A 16,199-nucleotide genomic window follows, 5' to 3' on the forward strand; every position below is an offset into this window, starting at 1 on the left:
CTGACATGACCGTCCTGCCCATCACGATCTGGGGCGAGCCCGTGCTGCACCGCCGGGCCGCGGAAGTCGACGTCTTCGACGACGAGCTCCGTACCCTGATCGCCGACATGTTCGAGACCAACGACGCCGCCAACGGCGTCGGGCTGGCCGCTCCCCAGGTGGGGGTGGGCAAGCGGCTCTTCGTGTACAAGTACGAGAACGACGACGGCGCCCCGCCCACCGGTGTCGTGGTCAACCCGGTGCTGACCCTCTCCAAGGTCTCCGGCGCGCTGCCGGACCCGGACGAGGACGAGGAAGGCTGCCTGTCCTTCCCGGGCGGCCAGTATCCGCTCAAGCGGGCCGAATGGGCACGCGTCCAGGGCTTCGACGGCGACGGGAAGCCGGTGGAATTCGAGGCGACCGGCTGGTTCGCCCGGGTGATCCAGCACGAGTACGACCACCTCGACGGCAAGCTCTACGTCAACCGGCTGGTCGACCGTTATGCGCGCAAGGCCATGAAGCAGGCCAAACGGAGCGGCTGGGGCGTCCCCGGCCTGACCTGGATGCCGGGCGTTGACCCGGACCCGTTCGGCCACTGACGCGTCCGGCGGGCTGCCGGCCAACGCGCCTGTTCTCCCCACCTTTGACCCGGCCGCGGCCAGGAACTCCGGCGATTCGCCCGACACGCCGTCGGCACCCCGCCATAGGTGGGGAATTTCCGTCAGGTCAGGCCGGGTTCAGGCGGTCCGGTCGACAGCGGCCAGAATGGCGGCGCCGAGCTCGGCGGGCCTGGTGAACTGCGGCCAGTGCCCGGTGGGCAGGTCCACGTATTCGACGTCGCGGACACGGCCGAGCTCCGCCACATACGGGTGGCCCTCGGCAATCATCCGGGTCAGCAGCGAGGACGGGAATTCGCAGGCGATGATGGTGGCCGGGACCTCGTAGCGGCGTTCGTCACTTAGCTGCTGCCGGTCCTGGGCAACACCGCGCGGCTGCGGCACGGCGCGGGCGCGGAACATGGCCCGCAGCTCATCGGTGAGGTCGGTGAGGTCTTCATCCTCAAAGAGTTCCCATGGCGGCAGCGGAACGGCGTCGCCGTCGGCCGGGAGCTCGTCGTTGATGACCCCGCCGTCGCCCAGCGGTCCGCTGTCCACATAGATGGCGCGGGCCACCCGGTCCGGCCGGGCGTCCGCCGCGCCATGAATGATGGCGCCGCCGCCCGAATGCCCCACCAGGACCACAGGCGCGTCGAAGGCATCGATGGCTGCAACGACGGCGTCGATGTGGGTGCGCAGGCCGATGTCCGCCCGCGGCGCGTCCGCCGACTCGAGCCCGGGCAGCGTCAGCGGGTGCACCGCGTGCCCCGCCGCCACCAGCGGGGGCGTCACCTCCGCCCACGACGACGCATCCAGCCAGAATCCGGGAACCAGAATGATATCCATGCCGGTACCCTACCTGCCCGGTCGGATCCGCGGCACGGGCTCCACACGGCCGGCAGCGTGTCCCGGACCGGCAGCGTGTCTTAGCCCGGACAATAAGCCGACCGGTCAGTCGTCGACCGGGTTTTCCAGGTTGGCCGCGTGGTCCGGAACGTAGCGGAAGAGTTCCCTGGGCGGCCGGGTGTAATTGATCGCGCGGGGCCGTTCCGGCAGCGTCACCGGTTCGGTCCGCACCTCGGTGTAGTCGATGCTGGCGAGCAGGTGGGCGATCAGGTTGATCCGGGCCCGGCGTTTGTCCTCCGCTTCCACCACGTACCAGGGCGACTCCGCCGTGTCCGTCTGGACGAACATTTCGTCCTTGGCCCGCGAATAGTCCTCCCACCGCAGGATTGCCTCCCGGTCCATCGGCGAGAGCTTCCATTGCCGCATGGGGTCGTCCAGGCGGGATTTGAACCGCCGCTCCTGCTCCGCGTGGCTGATGGAGAACCAGTATTTAAGGAGCAGAATGCCGTCCTGGACCAGGAGCCGTTCAAAGACCGGGCACTGCGCCAGGAAGCGCTTGTGTTCGGCGGGGGTGCAGAAGCCCATGACGTGCTCGACGCCGGCCCGGTTGTACCAGGACCGGTCCATCAGGACAATCTCACCGGCGGCGGGCAGATGCGCCACGTACCGTTGGAAATACCACTCCCCCCGCTGCCTCTCGGTCGGTGCCGGGAGCGCAACGATCCGGGCAAAGCGCGGATTCAGGTATTCGGTCACCCGCTTGATGGCACTGCCCTTGCCGGCGGCGTCCCGGCCCTCAAAAATCACCAGGACCCGCGCCCCGGTGCTCCGCACCCACTCCTGCAGCGCCACCAGTTCCGCCTGGAGTCGCAACAATTCAGCTTCGTAGAGGCCGGCGTCGAGCCGGGCACGTTTGCGCGCCGAGCGACCGGAACCCTTTCCAGGACCGTCTTTGCGTCCGTCTTTGTGCCCGTCTCTGTGCCCGTCGCGCCCCTTGCCTGCGCCGCCGCTGTCATGTGCCATGTTTCCCGTTCCCGTGCTCCGGCGTGGCGGTTTACCCTGCCGCGCCCATTCTCCGCCGGGCAACAGAACGGCGACAAGAGTCATCCAGCCCGGGAACCGTACCGGCCGGAACTCCTATGCTTGGGCCATGGAATCCCCCGCGCCGACGGCAATGCTGCCCATCCTCACGCTCACCGTGAACCCGGCCCTTGATGCCAGCGCGGTCACCGACCAGGTGATCGGCGAGCACAAGCTCCGCTGCCATACCGGTCGACTGGACCCGGGCGGTGGCGGGGTCAACGTGGCGCGCGTGGTGCACCGGCTCGGAGGGCAGACCATCGCGGCCTACACGGCCGGCGGTCCGACCGGCGAGGCGTACCGGCGGCTCGTCGAAGCCGAACGCATCCCCACCCTGGTGGTGCCGATCAGCGGGAGCACGCGCCAGAACTTCACGGTCGATGAGACGAGCACCGGCAAACAGTTCCGTTTTGTCCTTGAGGGGCCCGGGCTCAGCGAGCCGGAGTGGCGGGAGTGCCTGGCTGTGGTCGCGGAATGCGTCCCGGCAGGCGGCTACGTGGTGGCGAGCGGAAGCCTGCCGGAGGGCGTCCCGGACGACTTCTATGCCCGGGTGGCCCGCCTGGCGAACGAGCGCGGGGCTCGCTGCATCGTGGACGCCTCCGGAGCGCCCCTCGCCGCGGCCCTGGCGGAGGGGGTCTTCCTGGTCAAGCCCAGCCGGCGGGAACTCGGCGCACACTTCGGCAGGACGCTGGACAGCGAGGCGAGCCAGGTTGAGGCCGCGTCCTCGCTCGTGGCGGACGGGTCATCGCAGCACGTCGCCCTGACCCTCGGTGGTGAAGGAGCGGTGCTTGCGTCACGGACCGGCGTCCTCCGCCTGGCGGTGCCGCACGTGCAGGTCCGCAGCACGGTCGGAGCGGGCGACAGTTTTCTGGCCGCCTTCGTGCTCCGGATGGCACAGGGCCGCAGTCTCGAGGACGCGTTCCGGGCCGCGGTCGCCGCAGGAACCGCCACCGTGACGACGACGGCCACGGAGCTGTGCAGCCGGGCCGACGTCGAACGTCTCGAGTCCGAGCTCGCCGCCCAGGCATTCGCGCCGTAGGCGGCAGGAGCGCCGCAGCCGGACAGCCCCGGTCACTACGGGGTGCAGTTAGCGCGGGACGATGGTCTGTTGCCCGGGGCACGAGGCCAGGATCCGCTTCATTGCCTCCTTCTCCGCGGGCGTGACCCACAGCCGGTAGGCGGCCTTGACGGAAATCTGGCGGGCAACATAGTGGCAGCGGAAGGCCTTGTTCGGCGGCAGCCAGGTGGCGGCGTCGGAAGCACTCTTGTCCTGGTTGGCGGGGCCGTCGACGGCGATCAGATTGAGAGGATCGTTGGCCAGGTGTTCACGCTGCTGCGCGGTGAGCTGCCGGGCCCCCTTTTGCCAGGCGTCGCCGAGCGCCACGACGTGGTCGATCTGCACGGCTGCGCTGGTCTCGGCGCCCCGCCGGAACGGGATCTCGTAGCCCGTATACGGTTCCCGGAGGGTGCCGCCGGCAACCTGGCACCGGGAGCCGTTCACGAATTCCGGGGCTTCGAGGTCGCGGCGGAGGATGTCGTTGCGGGTATCGCAGCCGTTGCGGTCGACGTCGAGCCACGCCTGGCCGAACGCACTGCGGTCATAGGTGTCCTTGGCCGACCGGCCTTTGACCGCGAGTGTCTCGAGCACGGCGGCGGCGCCTCCGGCCGGGACGGCCCGGACGGACTCCACGGGCTTCATCCACCCGTCCGCAAGCACGGGGGCCTCGCGTGGACCCGCGGTCTGCGGTTCCGCGAGGGAAAACTGGCCGGCCAGGAAGAACCACGCCAGGCCGCCGAAGACGGTCAGGGACGCTGCGGCCAGGAGGAGCCAGGCCTGACGGGAGCGGCGCCGGGCGCGGCGGAACTCCGCCCAAGTGACGGTCACGGGGGCTGCCGCTGACGAAGTTGTGGCTGCATACCCTGAGCCTACGCGGGCGCTCCGACACCCGGGACGTTATCCCCAGTGGTGAGGACCAGTGGTGAGGACCGGTGACGCAGGCGCCCGCATAATCAGTGGCGCAGGCGCCGGGGCGTTACTGTTCCCGCGTGACCCGTTTGAGGTCCTCGTTGGCGAGGTCCATCAAATCCTGGAGCTGGTTCACCCGGTCGTCATTGACTTCGCCCGCCTGGCGTTTGGCGACGGCGTCGTCCAGGAGCCGCTTCGCTTCCTTCGCGTTGCTCCGCGCGACGTCCAGCGCGTGTTCCAGGGTGGTCTCGTGCTCAATAACCGGGTTCTGTTCCATGGCTCCATTGTGGTTCCCTTTCCCGGCCGATTCCAGTACATCGGCCGGGAAAGGACGAACGTGTCCCGGTCAGGGACGAAGGTTCTGCCAGCCGGTTAGACCTCGACGGGGAGCCCGGCGGCCTCGAGGATGGCGGCCGCGTCCTTGGCGGGGAACGACGGCGGGTTGACGCCGGCCATTTCCTCCATGACGCGGACCACCTGGCAGGAGTAGCCGAATTCGTTGTCGTACCAGACGTAGAGCACCAGGTTCTTGTCGTTGGAGATGGTGGCCAGGCCGTCGACGATGCCTGCACGGCGCGAGCCGACGAAGTCCGTGGAGACCACTTCGGGCGAATCAATGTAGTCGACCTGCTTGCGCAGCTCCGAGTGCAGCGACATTTCCCGCAGGTAGTCGTTGACCTCATCCTTGGTGGTGCCGTTCTCCAGGCTCAGGTTCAGGATGGCCAGGGACACGTCGGGGGTGGGGACACGGATGGAGCTGCCGGTGAGCTTGCCCAGCAGTTCCGGCAGGGCCTTTGCCACGGCCTTGGCGGCACCGGTCTCGGTGATCACCATGTTCAGCGCGGCGGAGCGGCCGCGCCGGTCACCCTTGTGGAAGTTGTCGATCAGGTTCTGGTCGTTAGTGAAGGAGTGGACGGTTTCGACGTGCCCGTGCACCACGCCGTAGCGGTCGTTGATCGCCTTCAGGACCGGGGTGATGGCGTTGGTGGTGCAGGAGGCCGCGGAGACGATCTTGTCCGAGTCTGTGATCGTGCCGTGGTTGATGCCGTGCACGATGTTCTTCAGCTCGCCCTTGCCCGGAGCGGTCAGCAGGACCCGGGAGACGCCGGTGCTCTGCAGGTGCTGGGACAGGCCCTCGGCGTCGCGCCAGCGGCCCGTGTTGTCCACCACCAGGGCATCGTGGATGCCGTAGGCGGCGTAGTCGACCGTGGCCGGGTTGTCCGAGTAGATGACCTGGATCTGGACACCGTTGGCGGTGATGGTGTCGTTTTCCAGGTCCACCTTGATGGTGCCCTCGAAGGAGCCGTGGACCGAGTCGCGGCGCAGCAGGCTGGCCCGCTTGGCGAGGTCGTTGTCCGAGCCGCGGCGCACCACGATGGCGCGCAGGCGCAGGCCGTGGCCGCCGCCGGCCTTTTCGATCAGGAGGCGGGCCAGGAGCCGGCCGATGCGGCCGAAGCCGTAGAGGACGACGTCGGTGCTGGTGCGGTCGTCGCCGCCGCGCTTGCCGACGATCTCCGCGAGTTCCTCGCGCAGGAAATCGTCCAGGCTGGCGCCGTCGCCCTCGGCACGGTACTTCTCGGTGAGGCGGGCAATATCGATCGCCGCAGCGCCGAGCTCCAGCTTGGTCAGGGCCTCCAGCAGCGGGGCCGTTTCCTCGAGGCGCAGTTCTTCCTTGCTCATCCGGCGGGCGAAACGGTGTGCCTTGAGGATGTTCATGGTGGACTTGTTGATCAGGCTGCGTCCGTGGATCGAGGTCACCACGTTGTTCTCGCGGTACAGCCGGCCGATCACCGGGATCATGGCCTCGGCGAGCGCCTCACGGCCCATCCACGTATCAAGACAAGAATCTGACGTCTGGCTCACAGAACTACCTTCCTAGAATCCACCCCATACGTCCTCGTACGGGGAAGTCGGCCGCCGGAGGGTGTCCGGTACCTTGGCGTCACCAGGGATTCGGTCCACCCCGGGCGCCTCACTGAACGCAAAGAAAATCCGCCGGCTGCGAACGCAGACCCGGCGGCGGAACTTCTACGTTCACCATCAATTCTACGGGCGGCCCGGCGGCCTCCGGTGCCCCGTTACGCGTGAAATGACTCACACACCATCCGGGGCCCTGGACGAGCCGGCGAAACCACTCACGCCTGGCGTCAGCCTGCCCGCGTCCTCGAGGATCATGTCGGCGGCTTTTTCCGCGATCATGATGGTGGGCGCCTGCGTGTTGGCACTGATCAGGCGGGGCATGATCGAGGAATCGACCACTCGCAGTCCCTCCAGCCCGTGGACCGTAAGCCGGGGGGAGACGACGGACTCATCGGTGGTGCCCATGGAACACGTGCCCACCGGGTGGTACGAGGTCCGTCCGTAGGATCGCACGAAGTTCACGTACTCGTCGCGGGACTCCACCCGTGAACCGTCGCCGATGTGCTCTCTCTTGATGAAGGCTGCCATAGATGGCTGCTCCATGATCTGGCGGCTCTGTTGCACGCCGGCGATCGTCATCTCGAGGTCGTAGTCTTCCGCGAGGAAATTCGGATCGATGAGCGGTAGCTGTGCGGGGTCTGCGGACGCGACCCGGACTGTTCCCCGGCTGAGTGGGCGCAGGAAATAGGAGTTCAGCGTCATGCCGAACCCGGGCTGCAGCGACGCTATACCCGGCTCCGACCTCGCTGCGGGCAGGAAGTGGAACTGCAGATCCGGGGTCGTCTCATGCTTGTTGGCATAGCTAAAGGCGCCGGCCTCCACAAGGTTGGACGCAAACGGTCCCGTCCGGAAGGCCAGGTACTCGAGGCCGGCCAGGACGGTCGCCGGGCGCACGCGATTGAACCGGTCCAGGCTGTGGTCGGCGGTGAGTTCATAGATGATGTCCAGGTCCAGATGGTCCTGCAGGTTCTTCCCGACACCTGGCAGAGCATGGAGAACGTCGATGCCGGCGGCTGCAAGGTCTGCCGGGTCGCCAATGCCGGAGAGCTGCAGCAACTTAGGAGATCCGAAAGCGCCGCTGGCGACTATGACCTCGCGCCGTGCGCTGTAGGTTCGTGCCACTCCATCTTCGACCGCCTGGACGCCGACGGCGCGTCCGTTCCTGATGACCACCTTTGATACCGACACATTAACGCGAACCGTGAGGTTGCGCCGCTTGCGCGCGGGTTTCAGGTAGGCGGCGGAGGCGCTGCACCGACGGCCGTTCCTGGTGGTGGTCTGGTAGAAACCGACGCCGTACTGCTCCGCGCCGTTGAAATCGTTGTTGTAGGGTAGGCCGAACTCCCGGCCAGCCTGCACGAATGCCGCCGAGAGCGTGTGCGGACGCCGGGGGTCCGAGACACTAAGCGGCCCTTGGATTCCGTGGTGGGGTGCCGAGAGCCGGCTGTTTGACTCCGATCGGACGAAATACTTGGACACCTCAGCGGCGGTCCAGCCCTCGCATCCGTAGTCCGCGACCCATCCGTCATAGTCCTCGTCTACGCCCCGCGTGAAGACCTGGGAGTTGATGGAGCCGCCGCCGCCGAGCCCGCGGCCTTGAGGGAGCGGGATGCTGCGGCCGTTGCTGTGTTCTTGCGGAATGCTGTTGTATGCCCACTGGTACGGGCCTCCCTTGAGTCTGGGAAAGCCGGCGGGCACGTGGATGAACGGGTGGCGGTCGGATCTGCCCGCCTCGAGCAGCAGCACGCGAATTGAGGGATCTTCACTCAGCCTGCCGGCCAGGACGCTGCCACCGGTACCGCCGCCGGCGATCACATAGTCGTATGCTAGGTCGTTCGGCACTATGACTCCTCAACCATCACCGAATGCACCATGAGTTGAAACGTTCATTGAAGTCTCGGGTGCCGCCCGGATGAAGTCAAGGATGCCTCAAGGTTTCCTCAAGGTTTCACCATTGCAGGCGCGCGACCCCCGGTCCGCAGCCCGCGACGGCCGAATCCCGCCCAGAACACGGGGATTCCCGGCGGTGTGTGTGGATGGGTTGACCGATACGCCGGGTTCTGTGTTCCCGCGCTGTTGCCGGCGCGGGAGTAGCGGCCATCCATCTACGGACGCCGTTGCCGACGCCCTCCAGCGGCCTACCCGGACACTCGGGCGAGCAGCCCTCAATCGTGCCCTGTCTGGCCTTGCTCCGGGTGGGGTTTACCTAGCCTTCCCGGTCACCCGGGAAGCTGGTGGTCTCTTACACCACCGTTTCACCCTTACCTGCCTGCGGCCTGTGCAAGCACACGCCGCACGCAGGCGGTCTGTTCTCTGTGGCACTGGCCTGCGGGTTACCCCGAGTGGGCGTTACCCACCACCCTGCTCTGCGGAGCCCGGACGTTCCTCGAGCCACTTGCGTGACGCGCGGCCGCCTGGTCAACCCATCCGCAGTTCATTCTACGGTCTCGCCCGGCGTCGCCGCCCCACCGGAGCCTTTTGGGGCGCACGGTGGGAGAATGGGACCAGGATTCCTGCTAGCCAAGGAAGCGATTTCGATGAACTGGACCGCCATCTTCAGCTGGTTGCTCGCGCTCGTCCTGGTGCTTATTGTCGCCAGGATGTCGATCAAGATTGTGCGCCAGTACGAACAAGGCGTCCTGTTCCGGCTGGGGCGCGTGGTCGCGGTCCGGATGCCCGGCCTGCGGCTCATCATCCCGGTGGTGGACCGCCTTCAGCTGGTGAGCCTGCGGATCGTGACCATGCCGATCCAGTCGCAGGGCATCATCACCCAGGACAACGTCAGTGTGGACATTTCGGCCGTGGCCTACTACCGCGTGATCGACGCCGTGAAGTCCGTCGTGGCGATCGAGGACGTCGCGGCGGCCATCAACCAGATCGCCCAGACCACCCTGCGGAAGGTGGTCGGCCGCCACAGCCTGGACCAGACGCTGTCCGAGACCGAGCGCATCAACACCGATATCCGGGAAATCCTGGACGCCCTGACCTTGGCGTGGGGCGTTGAAGTGACCCTCGTGGAGCTCAAGGATATCCAGCTCCCGGACAGCATGAAGCGGGCCATGGCCCGTCAGGCCGAGGCGGAGCGGGAGAAGCGGGCCAAGATCATCTCGGCCGAAGGCGAGTCGATCGCGGCCGTGGCCCTCGGCGAGGCGTCCGACACGATGATGGCCCATCCCGTGGCCCTACAGCTGCGGAACCTGCAGTCGCTCGTGGAGATCGGGGTGGACAAGAACTCCACCGTCGTCTTCCCGGCTCCCCTGATGAGCACCATCGCCGAGCTGGGCGCCTTCCTGGCGCGCGAGGACCTCGCGGCCAGGGCAGGGACCGGGAGTGCGGCAGCGTGGCTGGCGGGCAACCCGGCAGCGGCACCGGGCGCGGCACCACCGGAGTCACCGGCACCTGTACCCGCGGAGCCACCGGCAGCGTCCCCGGAGCCCCCGGAGTCCCCGATCAAGGCCGCGTAGCGTCCAGGGCGGCGCACCCTGGGAACACACACGCCCCGAAGGTCCACAGACGGCCAAATGATCAGCCCCCTATGATCAGACGATGCAGAGGCCGCTGCCGGGACGCCGGAGGATGCTGGAACTTGGGGCCGGCCTACTGGGTGCCGCCGCAGTGTCATCGTGCGCCGGCCCGCACCGGCAGCGGGGCCGCCGGTCACGTCCGGTGAGCTGACATCCCGGGCAGCGGGCCCGCCGGTAAGATCGTACGGTGCTAATTCTGCTGCCGCCCTCGGAGGGCAAGACTCCCGCGACGGGCGGGGACGCCGCCGACTGGAACACCCTGAGCTTTTCCGTCCTCAACGGCGCCCGGGCCAAGGTCCTGGACGCCCTCGGCACCGTCAGCGCCCACGAGGACGCCCTGTCCCTGCTCGGCGTCGGCGCGTCGCTGAGTGCCGACGTCGAACGCAACACACGCCTGCACGCAGAACCGGCCGCCCCGGCCCACCAGGTGTATTCCGGGGTGCTCTATGACGCCCTGGGCTATGACTCCCTGACCCCGGCGCAGCGGAAGAAGGCCGACGCATCAGTCCTGGTGATTTCGGCGCTGTGGGGTGCCATCCGCTTCGCGGACCGCGTGCCGGCCTACCGGCTGTCAATGGGAACCTCACTGCCCGACGTCGGACGGCTCGCCTCGTTCTGGAAGCCGCAACTGGGCGATGCCCTGGCGGCGGCCACCGCGGGCGAGCTGCTGGTGGACTGCCGGTCCAGCACCTACGCCGCGGCTTGGACTCCCCCGCCGGAACAGACAGTCGCCGTCAACGTCTTCACCGAGAACGCCGGCGTGCGCAAGGTGGTCAGCCACTTCGCCAAACACACCCGGGGTGAGCTGGCCCGGCACCTGCTCACGCGCAGGGGCAACGCGCCCCGGACGCCCGCCCAGCTGCAGAAAGCGGCGGCCGAGAAGTGGGTTGCGGAACTCGTCGAGGGCACGGCCAGGAAGCCGCACACCCTGAACATCATCCTGCCCGGCTGATGGGAGTTGAGTTAGGAACCGCCTAGGCCCACTCGGCCGACCGGACCAGGATGCAGCCGGAGTCCGGGCAAAAGACGATGTCGTCCTCGGCGGCGGCTTTGATCTCGGCGAGGTCGCCCGGGCTGAGCTGCATGCCGGAGCCTTCGGAGGTGCCGTGGAACAGCCGCGCCGCACCCACGCCTCGCTTGGCCAGGGTCTTCTCATAGACCGCGAGCATTCCCGCGTCGAGTCCGGCGGCGAACTCGGCACGCTTGCCGCGCACCACGGTGGCTTCGGCGTCGATCTCGGCCAGCTGCTCGTCGAGTTCGGCGCGGATGGAGCCGAAGGAGCCCTGAATGTCGTCGACGATCTGCTGCTGCGCGGCCTGGCGGGCGCGGAGCGAGTCGAGGCGTTCGAGGACTTCGAGCTCGACGTCCTCGAGGTCGGAGCGGCGCTTGTTGAGGGAGACGAGGTCCCGCTGCAGGGCGACGAGGTCCTTGGACAGGCCTGTGCCGCTGTTGAGTTTGGCCTCATCGCGTTCGATCCGCGAGGCCACCTGCTCTACGTCCGCCTCGGCACGCTTGAGTTCCAGCTCAGCGTCGTGGACTGCCACCTTGGCGGCACCAAGTTCGCCGTTGGCGATGCCGAGGGCTGATTCCAGGTCGGTGATCCGGGAGTCGCTTTCAAGGCTTCGGCGGCGGTTGGACAGGGATTTGAGCTTGGCGTCCAGTCCCTGCAATTCGAGCAACTTCAACTGTTCCGCCGGTGCTGCCTTGGCCACTATTACCTCCGCTTGTTCCCTTCCGGCCGGAGCCGGGCACCGTACCGGCGCTCCTAAGACTCTAGTCCCCGCCCGGAGTCAGAATGAAGTCCCAGGGGTCGCTGTTGGTGGTGCTGACGCGGATCTCGACGTCGTGCCCCTGATCGGCGAGCACATTGCCCAGCGCTTCGGCGGCTGCAGGCAGCCACAGCCACTCGCTGGCGAAGTGTGAGACGTCAATCAGGTAGGGCCGGTCGTTGACCGCCGCTTCCCGGGCTTCCGACGCCGGGTGGTGGCGCAGATCCGCCGTCAGGTAGACATCGGCGTTGCTGGCCCGGACCTCCCCGAAGAGGGAATCGCCGGCGCCGCCGCAGACAGCCACCCGGCGGACCAGCCCGTCCCGGTCCCCGGAAACACGCACGCCGCCGGCCACCGAGGGCAGGATGCCGAACACGCGGGCCGCGAAGTCACCCAGGGTCAGGACCTCTTCAAGATCGCCGACCCGGCCGATCCCTTCCTCGGGCAGCCCGTTCGCGGCCGGGGTCAGCGGGGCCACGTTCTGCAGGCCCAGCGCATCGGCCAGGACGTCGGAGACGCCCCCGACGGCGGAGTCACCGTTGGTGTGCACGGTCATCAGCGCGGTTCCGGACTCGATGAGGCGGTGAACGGCTTTGCCCTTGGCCGTGTTCGCCGCGACGCTCGTGACGCCCTTGAGCAGCAGCGGATGGTGGGTGATGAGCAGCTCGGCGCCGAATTCGATGGCTTCCTCGATCACCTCGGTGGTGGGGTCGACGGCGAAGAGGACCCTGTGCACCTCGGCGTTCGGGTGGCCCGCCACGAGGCCCACCTCGTCCCAGTCCTCGGCCAGCGATTCGGGCCAGAGCTCCTCCACCGCCAGCTGGATCGCCCCCAGCGTCGCCGTGCCAGGGGCCTCCCCGGTGCCGGTAGCGCCGTCGACGGCGACAGCAACGCCGTCGGACTCAGCTGAAACATCGGTGTTCACAGGTTCCATACCCCCATTTTTACCCTATCCGCGCCCGGCCCCGTCACCTGTAACACTCCCGTAAGGTGGCTGGGGAATCATCGGAGGCACCGAACCATTGAAGAGATCATGAGAACTTTTGTCCTCGGCGGAGGCTGCTTTTGGTGCCTCGACGCCGTCTACCAGAAAACCAAGGGCGTCAGCTCGGTCGTTTCGGGCTACACCGGAGGCCATGACCGCAACCCCGACTACTACTCCGTATGCTCCGGAACCACCGGCCACGCCGAGGTGGTGGCGGTGACGTTCGACGAGGACGTCATTCCCGCCGACGTCATCCTGGACATGTTCTTCGCCCTCCACGACCCCACCACCCTGAACCGGCAAGGCTATGACGTCGGGACACAGTACCGGTCCTCGATGTTCTACGAGACCACCGAGGAAAAGATCCTGTTCGAGGACGCCATCGAACGTAACCAGGCCCTGTGGCGGCATCCGATCGTCACCGAGGTCAGCCGGCTGCCGAAGTTCCATGTGGCCGAGGATTTCCACCAGGACTACTTCGCCAAGTACCCCGAGCAGGGCTACTGCCAGGTGATCATCAACCCGAAGCTGGCCAAGGCGAGGAAATATTACTCTGCATGGCTTAATGCTTAGCTAGGGTCTGCACGCGCTCGTTAGGCTGACCTCAGTTATCCCTCTTCAAAGACAGGCATACATACATGGCACCGATCTATGACGATGTAACCCAGCTGGTGGGCGGAACTCCGCTGGTCCGGCTGAACCGGCTGACCGAAGGCCTTGACGCCACCGTGGCAGTCAAGCTGGAGTTCTACAACCCGGCCAACAGCGTCAAGGACCGGATCGGCGTCGCGATCGTCGATGCTGCGGAGAAGTCCGGGGCCCTCAAGCCCGGCGGTACGATCGTCGAAGGCACGTCCGGCAACACCGGAATCGCCCTGGCCATGGTGGGCGCGGCCCGCGGCTACAAGGTCATCCTGACCATGCCGGAAACCATGTCCACGGAACGCCGTGTCATGCTGCGCGCGTACGGCGCCGACATTGTCCTGACTCCCGGTTCCGAGGGCATGCGCGGGGCCGTGGAGAAGGCCCAGGAGATCGTGGCCAACACGGAGAACTCCATCTGGGCCCAGCAGTTCGCCAACGAGGCCAACCCGGAGGTCCACCGCCGCACCACGGCCGAGGAAATCTGGGCGGACACCGACGGCAAGGTGGACATCTTCGTCGCCGGCGTCGGCACCGGCGGCACCGTCACCGGCGTCGGGCAGGTCCTGAAGGAGCGCAGGCCGGACGTCCAGATCATCGCCGTCGAGCCCAAGGACTCCCCCATCCTCAACGGCGGCGCCCCGGGCCCGCACAAGATCCAGGGCCTCGGCGCGAACTTCATCCCCGATATCCTCGACACCAACGTCTACGACGAGGTCATCGACGCCACGCTGGAGGATTCCGTCCGCGTCGCGCGCGATCTCGGCATCAAGGAAGGCATCCTGGGCGGCATCTCCTCCGGCGCCATCGTCTGGGCGGCCCTGGAGCTCGCCAAGCGCCCGGAGAACGCCGGTAAACTCATTGTTGCCGTCGTCTGCGACTTCGGTGAGCGTTACATCTCCACCGTGCTGTACGACGACATCCGCGGCTAAGTCCGGCCGCTGCCCCACGATTCCCCAGAAAGGTCTTTGTGAGCTTCTTCGCAAGACTGAAGGAAGACCTCGACGCCGCCCGGTCCCACGACCCGGCGGCGCGGGGTTCTTTTGAGAACTTCTTCGCCTACTCCGGCCTGCACGCGATCTGGTTCCACCGCCTGACCCACCGGCTGTGGCAAAACCCCGCCCTGCGGTTCCCGGCCCGGCTCATCTCCCAGCTGGCCAGGTTCCTCACCGGCATCGAGATCCATCCCGGAGCCACCATCGGCCGGCGCTTCTTCATTGACCACGGCATGGGCGTGGTCATCGGCGAGACCGCCGAGATCGGCGAGGACGTCATGATCTACCACGGCGTGACCCTCGGCGGCCGCTCGCTCGCGAAGATCAAGCGCCACCCCACCATCGAGGACCGGGTCGTGATCGGTGCCGGCGCCAAGGTCCTGGGGCCCATCACGATCGGCCGCGACAGCGCCATCGGAGCCAACGCCGTGGTGGTCAAAGACGCCCCGGCCGAATCCATCGTCACCGGCGTGCCCGCCACCTGGCGCCACCGCGACGCCCAGCGCGAGACCAAACCCGCCGTCGACCCGGCCGAGTACCTGATCGAATACCGCATCTAGGCGGACTTACCCGGGGAACCGCTTGTAGATGTTCCAGAGGACGGCGTCGAACGCACGGTCCGGCAGCAGGTGGCGCAGCAGCAGGATCCCCCGGGCGCTGGCGCCCACCGGGTACCGCGTCCTGGGCCGGCGGGCGGTGGCCGCGTGCAGGATTGCCTCCGCGACGAGCTCCGGCCGGGTCGAGCTGGCGGGGTTGTCCGTGGTGCCCAGTGCGGCCGCCACCACCCTGGCCTGGGCCGCATAGGGGCCGCTCCCGGAACTGTCCAACAGGCCCTGCGCCGCAATGGCGCCCCACTCCGACTGCGTCCCGGCCGGCTCGATGATCGCCACGTCAATGCCGTGCGGCTTGAGCTCGAGCCGCAGCGAATCACTCAGGCCCTCCACGGCAAACTTCGTCGCGTGATACCAGGCGCCGAGCGGTTCGTACATCTTTCCCCCGATGGAGGAGATGTTGATGATTCTCCCCGCTCGGGCGGCCCGCATGGCCGGGATCACGAGCTGCGTCATGCGCGCCAGGCCGAAGACGTTCACGTCGAACTGCCGCCGCCCCTCGGCGAGCTCCACTTCCTCGAGCGAGCCGTACGTCCCGTAGCCGGCGTTGTTGACCAGGACGTCGATGCGGCCGTGCGCGGCCAGCACTTCCCCGACGGCGGCGCTCATCGAGTCCTCGTCCGTCACGTCCAGGGCCACCACGTTGACGCCGGAGGCCTTCAGCGGCTCCATTTTCTCCACCCGGCGGGCCCCGGCGTAGACCGTGAAGCCGGCCGCGGCGAGCTTCCTCGCGGTTTCAAAGCCGATCCCGGTGGATGCACCGGTGACGAACGCTACGGGCTGGGACATGGGCTGAACTCCTTGGCAGGTGTCGCCGGAAACACGGACGGCCGGCGCCTCCCAGAGTATCTGGAAAGGGGCCGGCCGTCCGGGGTCACGCTAGTGGGTGTCGACTGCCTCGATCTCGGACTTGTCCTCGCCCCAGAGGGTGTGGAACGTGCCTTCGGCATCGACGCGGCCGTAGGTGTGCGCGCCGAAGAGGTCGCGCTGGCCCTGGATGACGGCGGCCGGGAGGCGCTTGCGGCGCAGGCCGTCGTAGTAGGCCAGCGAGGAGGAGAACACCGGCACCGGGATGCCGAGCTGGACCGCGGTGGACACCACGCGGCGCCATGCCGGGAGGACGTCGGCGATCGCCTTGGTGAAGGCCGGGGCGAAGAGCAGGTTGGCCGGCTTCTCCGCCGCGGCGTAGGCCTTGGTGATCTCCTTGAGCAGTTCGGCACGGATGATGCAGCCGCCGCGCCACAGCGAGGCGATTTCGTCCAGCTTCAGGTCCCAGCCGTATTCCT

General features: G+C 67.4%; 16 protein-coding genes, 1 other RNA gene and 1 pseudogene. 7 read left to right on the forward strand and 11 right to left on the reverse strand.

Translation table 11 applies throughout. From position 1 onward, the window contains the following. Positions 1-5 precede the first annotated feature (5 nt). A complete protein-coding gene (gene def / locus BLR03_RS14495; protein ID WP_091253763.1) occupies positions 6-578 on the forward strand; it encodes a peptide deformylase in 573 nt (190 codons plus the stop codon). A gap of 138 nt (positions 579-716) precedes the next feature. Here the strand turns inward: def and BLR03_RS14500 are convergent, their stop codons facing one another. Both BLR03_RS14500 and ppk2 read right to left on the reverse strand, forming a co-directional pair. Then, positions 717-1,421, reverse strand: coding sequence for an alpha/beta fold hydrolase (locus BLR03_RS14500; protein WP_091253766.1), 705 nt, complete (start codon positions 1,419-1,421; stop codon positions 717-719). Between the two features lie 105 nt (positions 1,422-1,526). Beyond that, positions 1,527-2,444 carry a polyphosphate kinase 2 gene (ppk2, locus tag BLR03_RS14505; protein WP_091253769.1) on the reverse strand — a complete coding sequence of 306 codons (918 nt, stop codon included), beginning with the start codon at positions 2,442-2,444 and terminating at the stop codon, positions 1,527-1,529. 127 nt (positions 2,445-2,571) lie between these two features. On the opposite strand from ppk2, the gene BLR03_RS14510 reads away from it, so the two are divergent. Beyond that, positions 2,572-3,540: a 1-phosphofructokinase family hexose kinase gene (locus BLR03_RS14510; protein ID WP_217639795.1), complete on the forward strand. Its 969-nt coding sequence runs from the start codon at positions 2,572-2,574 to the stop codon at positions 3,538-3,540. 48 nt (positions 3,541-3,588) lie between these two features. Here BLR03_RS14510 and BLR03_RS14515 read toward each other — a convergent pair whose 3' ends face one another. From BLR03_RS14515 to rnpB, 5 genes are all read right to left on the reverse strand, one after another. Continuing rightward, positions 3,589-4,386: an HNH endonuclease family protein gene (locus BLR03_RS14515; RefSeq protein ID WP_091253774.1), complete on the reverse strand. Its 798-nt coding sequence runs from the start codon at positions 4,384-4,386 to the stop codon at positions 3,589-3,591. Between the two features lie 148 nt (positions 4,387-4,534). After that, positions 4,535-4,744, reverse strand: a complete 210-nt coding sequence (locus BLR03_RS14520; protein WP_091253779.1) for a hypothetical protein — start codon at positions 4,742-4,744, stop codon at positions 4,535-4,537. A 95-nt stretch (positions 4,745-4,839) separates the two neighbouring features. Then, entirely contained in the window at positions 4,840-6,330 is a 1,491-nt protein-coding gene (locus BLR03_RS14525) for a glyceraldehyde-3-phosphate dehydrogenase (protein ID WP_091253782.1), read from the reverse strand. 231 nt (positions 6,331-6,561) lie between these two features. Then, a complete protein-coding gene (locus BLR03_RS14530) occupies positions 6,562-8,229 on the reverse strand; it encodes a GMC family oxidoreductase (protein ID WP_091253785.1) in 1,668 nt (555 codons plus the stop codon). A gap of 191 nt (positions 8,230-8,420) precedes the next feature. Next, positions 8,421-8,813: RNase P RNA component class A (gene rnpB / locus BLR03_RS14535), an RNA gene on the reverse strand. A gap of 72 nt (positions 8,814-8,885) precedes the next feature. Here rnpB and BLR03_RS14540 point away from each other — a divergent pair. Then, positions 8,886-9,851: a slipin family protein gene (locus BLR03_RS14540; RefSeq protein ID WP_091253787.1), complete on the forward strand. Its 966-nt coding sequence runs from the start codon at positions 8,886-8,888 to the stop codon at positions 9,849-9,851. A gap of 247 nt (positions 9,852-10,098) precedes the next feature. Then, positions 10,099-10,863: a YaaA family protein gene (yaaA, locus tag BLR03_RS14545; RefSeq protein ID WP_091253790.1), complete on the forward strand. Its 765-nt coding sequence runs from the start codon at positions 10,099-10,101 to the stop codon at positions 10,861-10,863. A 22-nt stretch (positions 10,864-10,885) separates the two neighbouring features. Here the strand turns inward: yaaA and BLR03_RS14550 are convergent, their stop codons facing one another. Further along, on the reverse strand, positions 10,886-11,623 hold the full coding sequence (locus BLR03_RS14550) for a zinc ribbon domain-containing protein (RefSeq protein WP_091253793.1): 738 nt from the start codon (positions 11,621-11,623) through the stop codon (positions 10,886-10,888). Between the two features lie 61 nt (positions 11,624-11,684). Further along, the gene (locus BLR03_RS14555; RefSeq protein ID WP_091253796.1) at positions 11,685-12,614 is read right to left on the reverse strand and encodes a Nif3-like dinuclear metal center hexameric protein; all 930 of its coding nucleotides are present in this window, start codon (positions 12,612-12,614) and stop codon (positions 11,685-11,687) included. Positions 12,615-12,713: 99 nt separating this feature from the next. On the opposite strand from BLR03_RS14555, the gene msrA reads away from it, so the two are divergent. The 3 genes from msrA to epsC all read left to right on the forward strand — a co-directional run bounded on the left by msrA (position 12,714) and on the right by epsC (position 14,862). Further along, on the forward strand, positions 12,714-13,238 hold the full coding sequence (gene msrA, locus BLR03_RS14560; protein WP_091253799.1) for a peptide-methionine (S)-S-oxide reductase MsrA: 525 nt from the start codon (positions 12,714-12,716) through the stop codon (positions 13,236-13,238). 65 nt (positions 13,239-13,303) lie between these two features. Further along, entirely contained in the window at positions 13,304-14,239 is a 936-nt protein-coding gene (gene cysK / locus BLR03_RS14565) for a cysteine synthase A (RefSeq protein WP_091253801.1), read from the forward strand. A 38-nt stretch (positions 14,240-14,277) separates the two neighbouring features. Beyond that, the gene (gene epsC, locus BLR03_RS14570) at positions 14,278-14,862 is read left to right on the forward strand and encodes a serine O-acetyltransferase EpsC (RefSeq protein WP_091253804.1); all 585 of its coding nucleotides are present in this window, start codon (positions 14,278-14,280) and stop codon (positions 14,860-14,862) included. Between the two features lie 6 nt (positions 14,863-14,868). On the opposite strand, the gene BLR03_RS14575 is transcribed toward epsC, so the two are convergent. Next, on the reverse strand, positions 14,869-15,702 hold the full coding sequence (locus tag BLR03_RS14575) for an oxidoreductase (RefSeq protein ID WP_091253807.1): 834 nt from the start codon (positions 15,700-15,702) through the stop codon (positions 14,869-14,871). Positions 15,703-15,792: 90 nt separating this feature from the next. Continuing rightward, positions 15,793-16,199: pseudogene (locus BLR03_RS14580) on the reverse strand (NADP-dependent phosphogluconate dehydrogenase); the annotation flags it as partial.

Source organism: Arthrobacter sp. ok909, assembly GCF_900104405.1.
Taxonomy (GTDB): Bacteria; Actinomycetota; Actinomycetes; order Actinomycetales; family Micrococcaceae; genus Arthrobacter; species Arthrobacter humicola.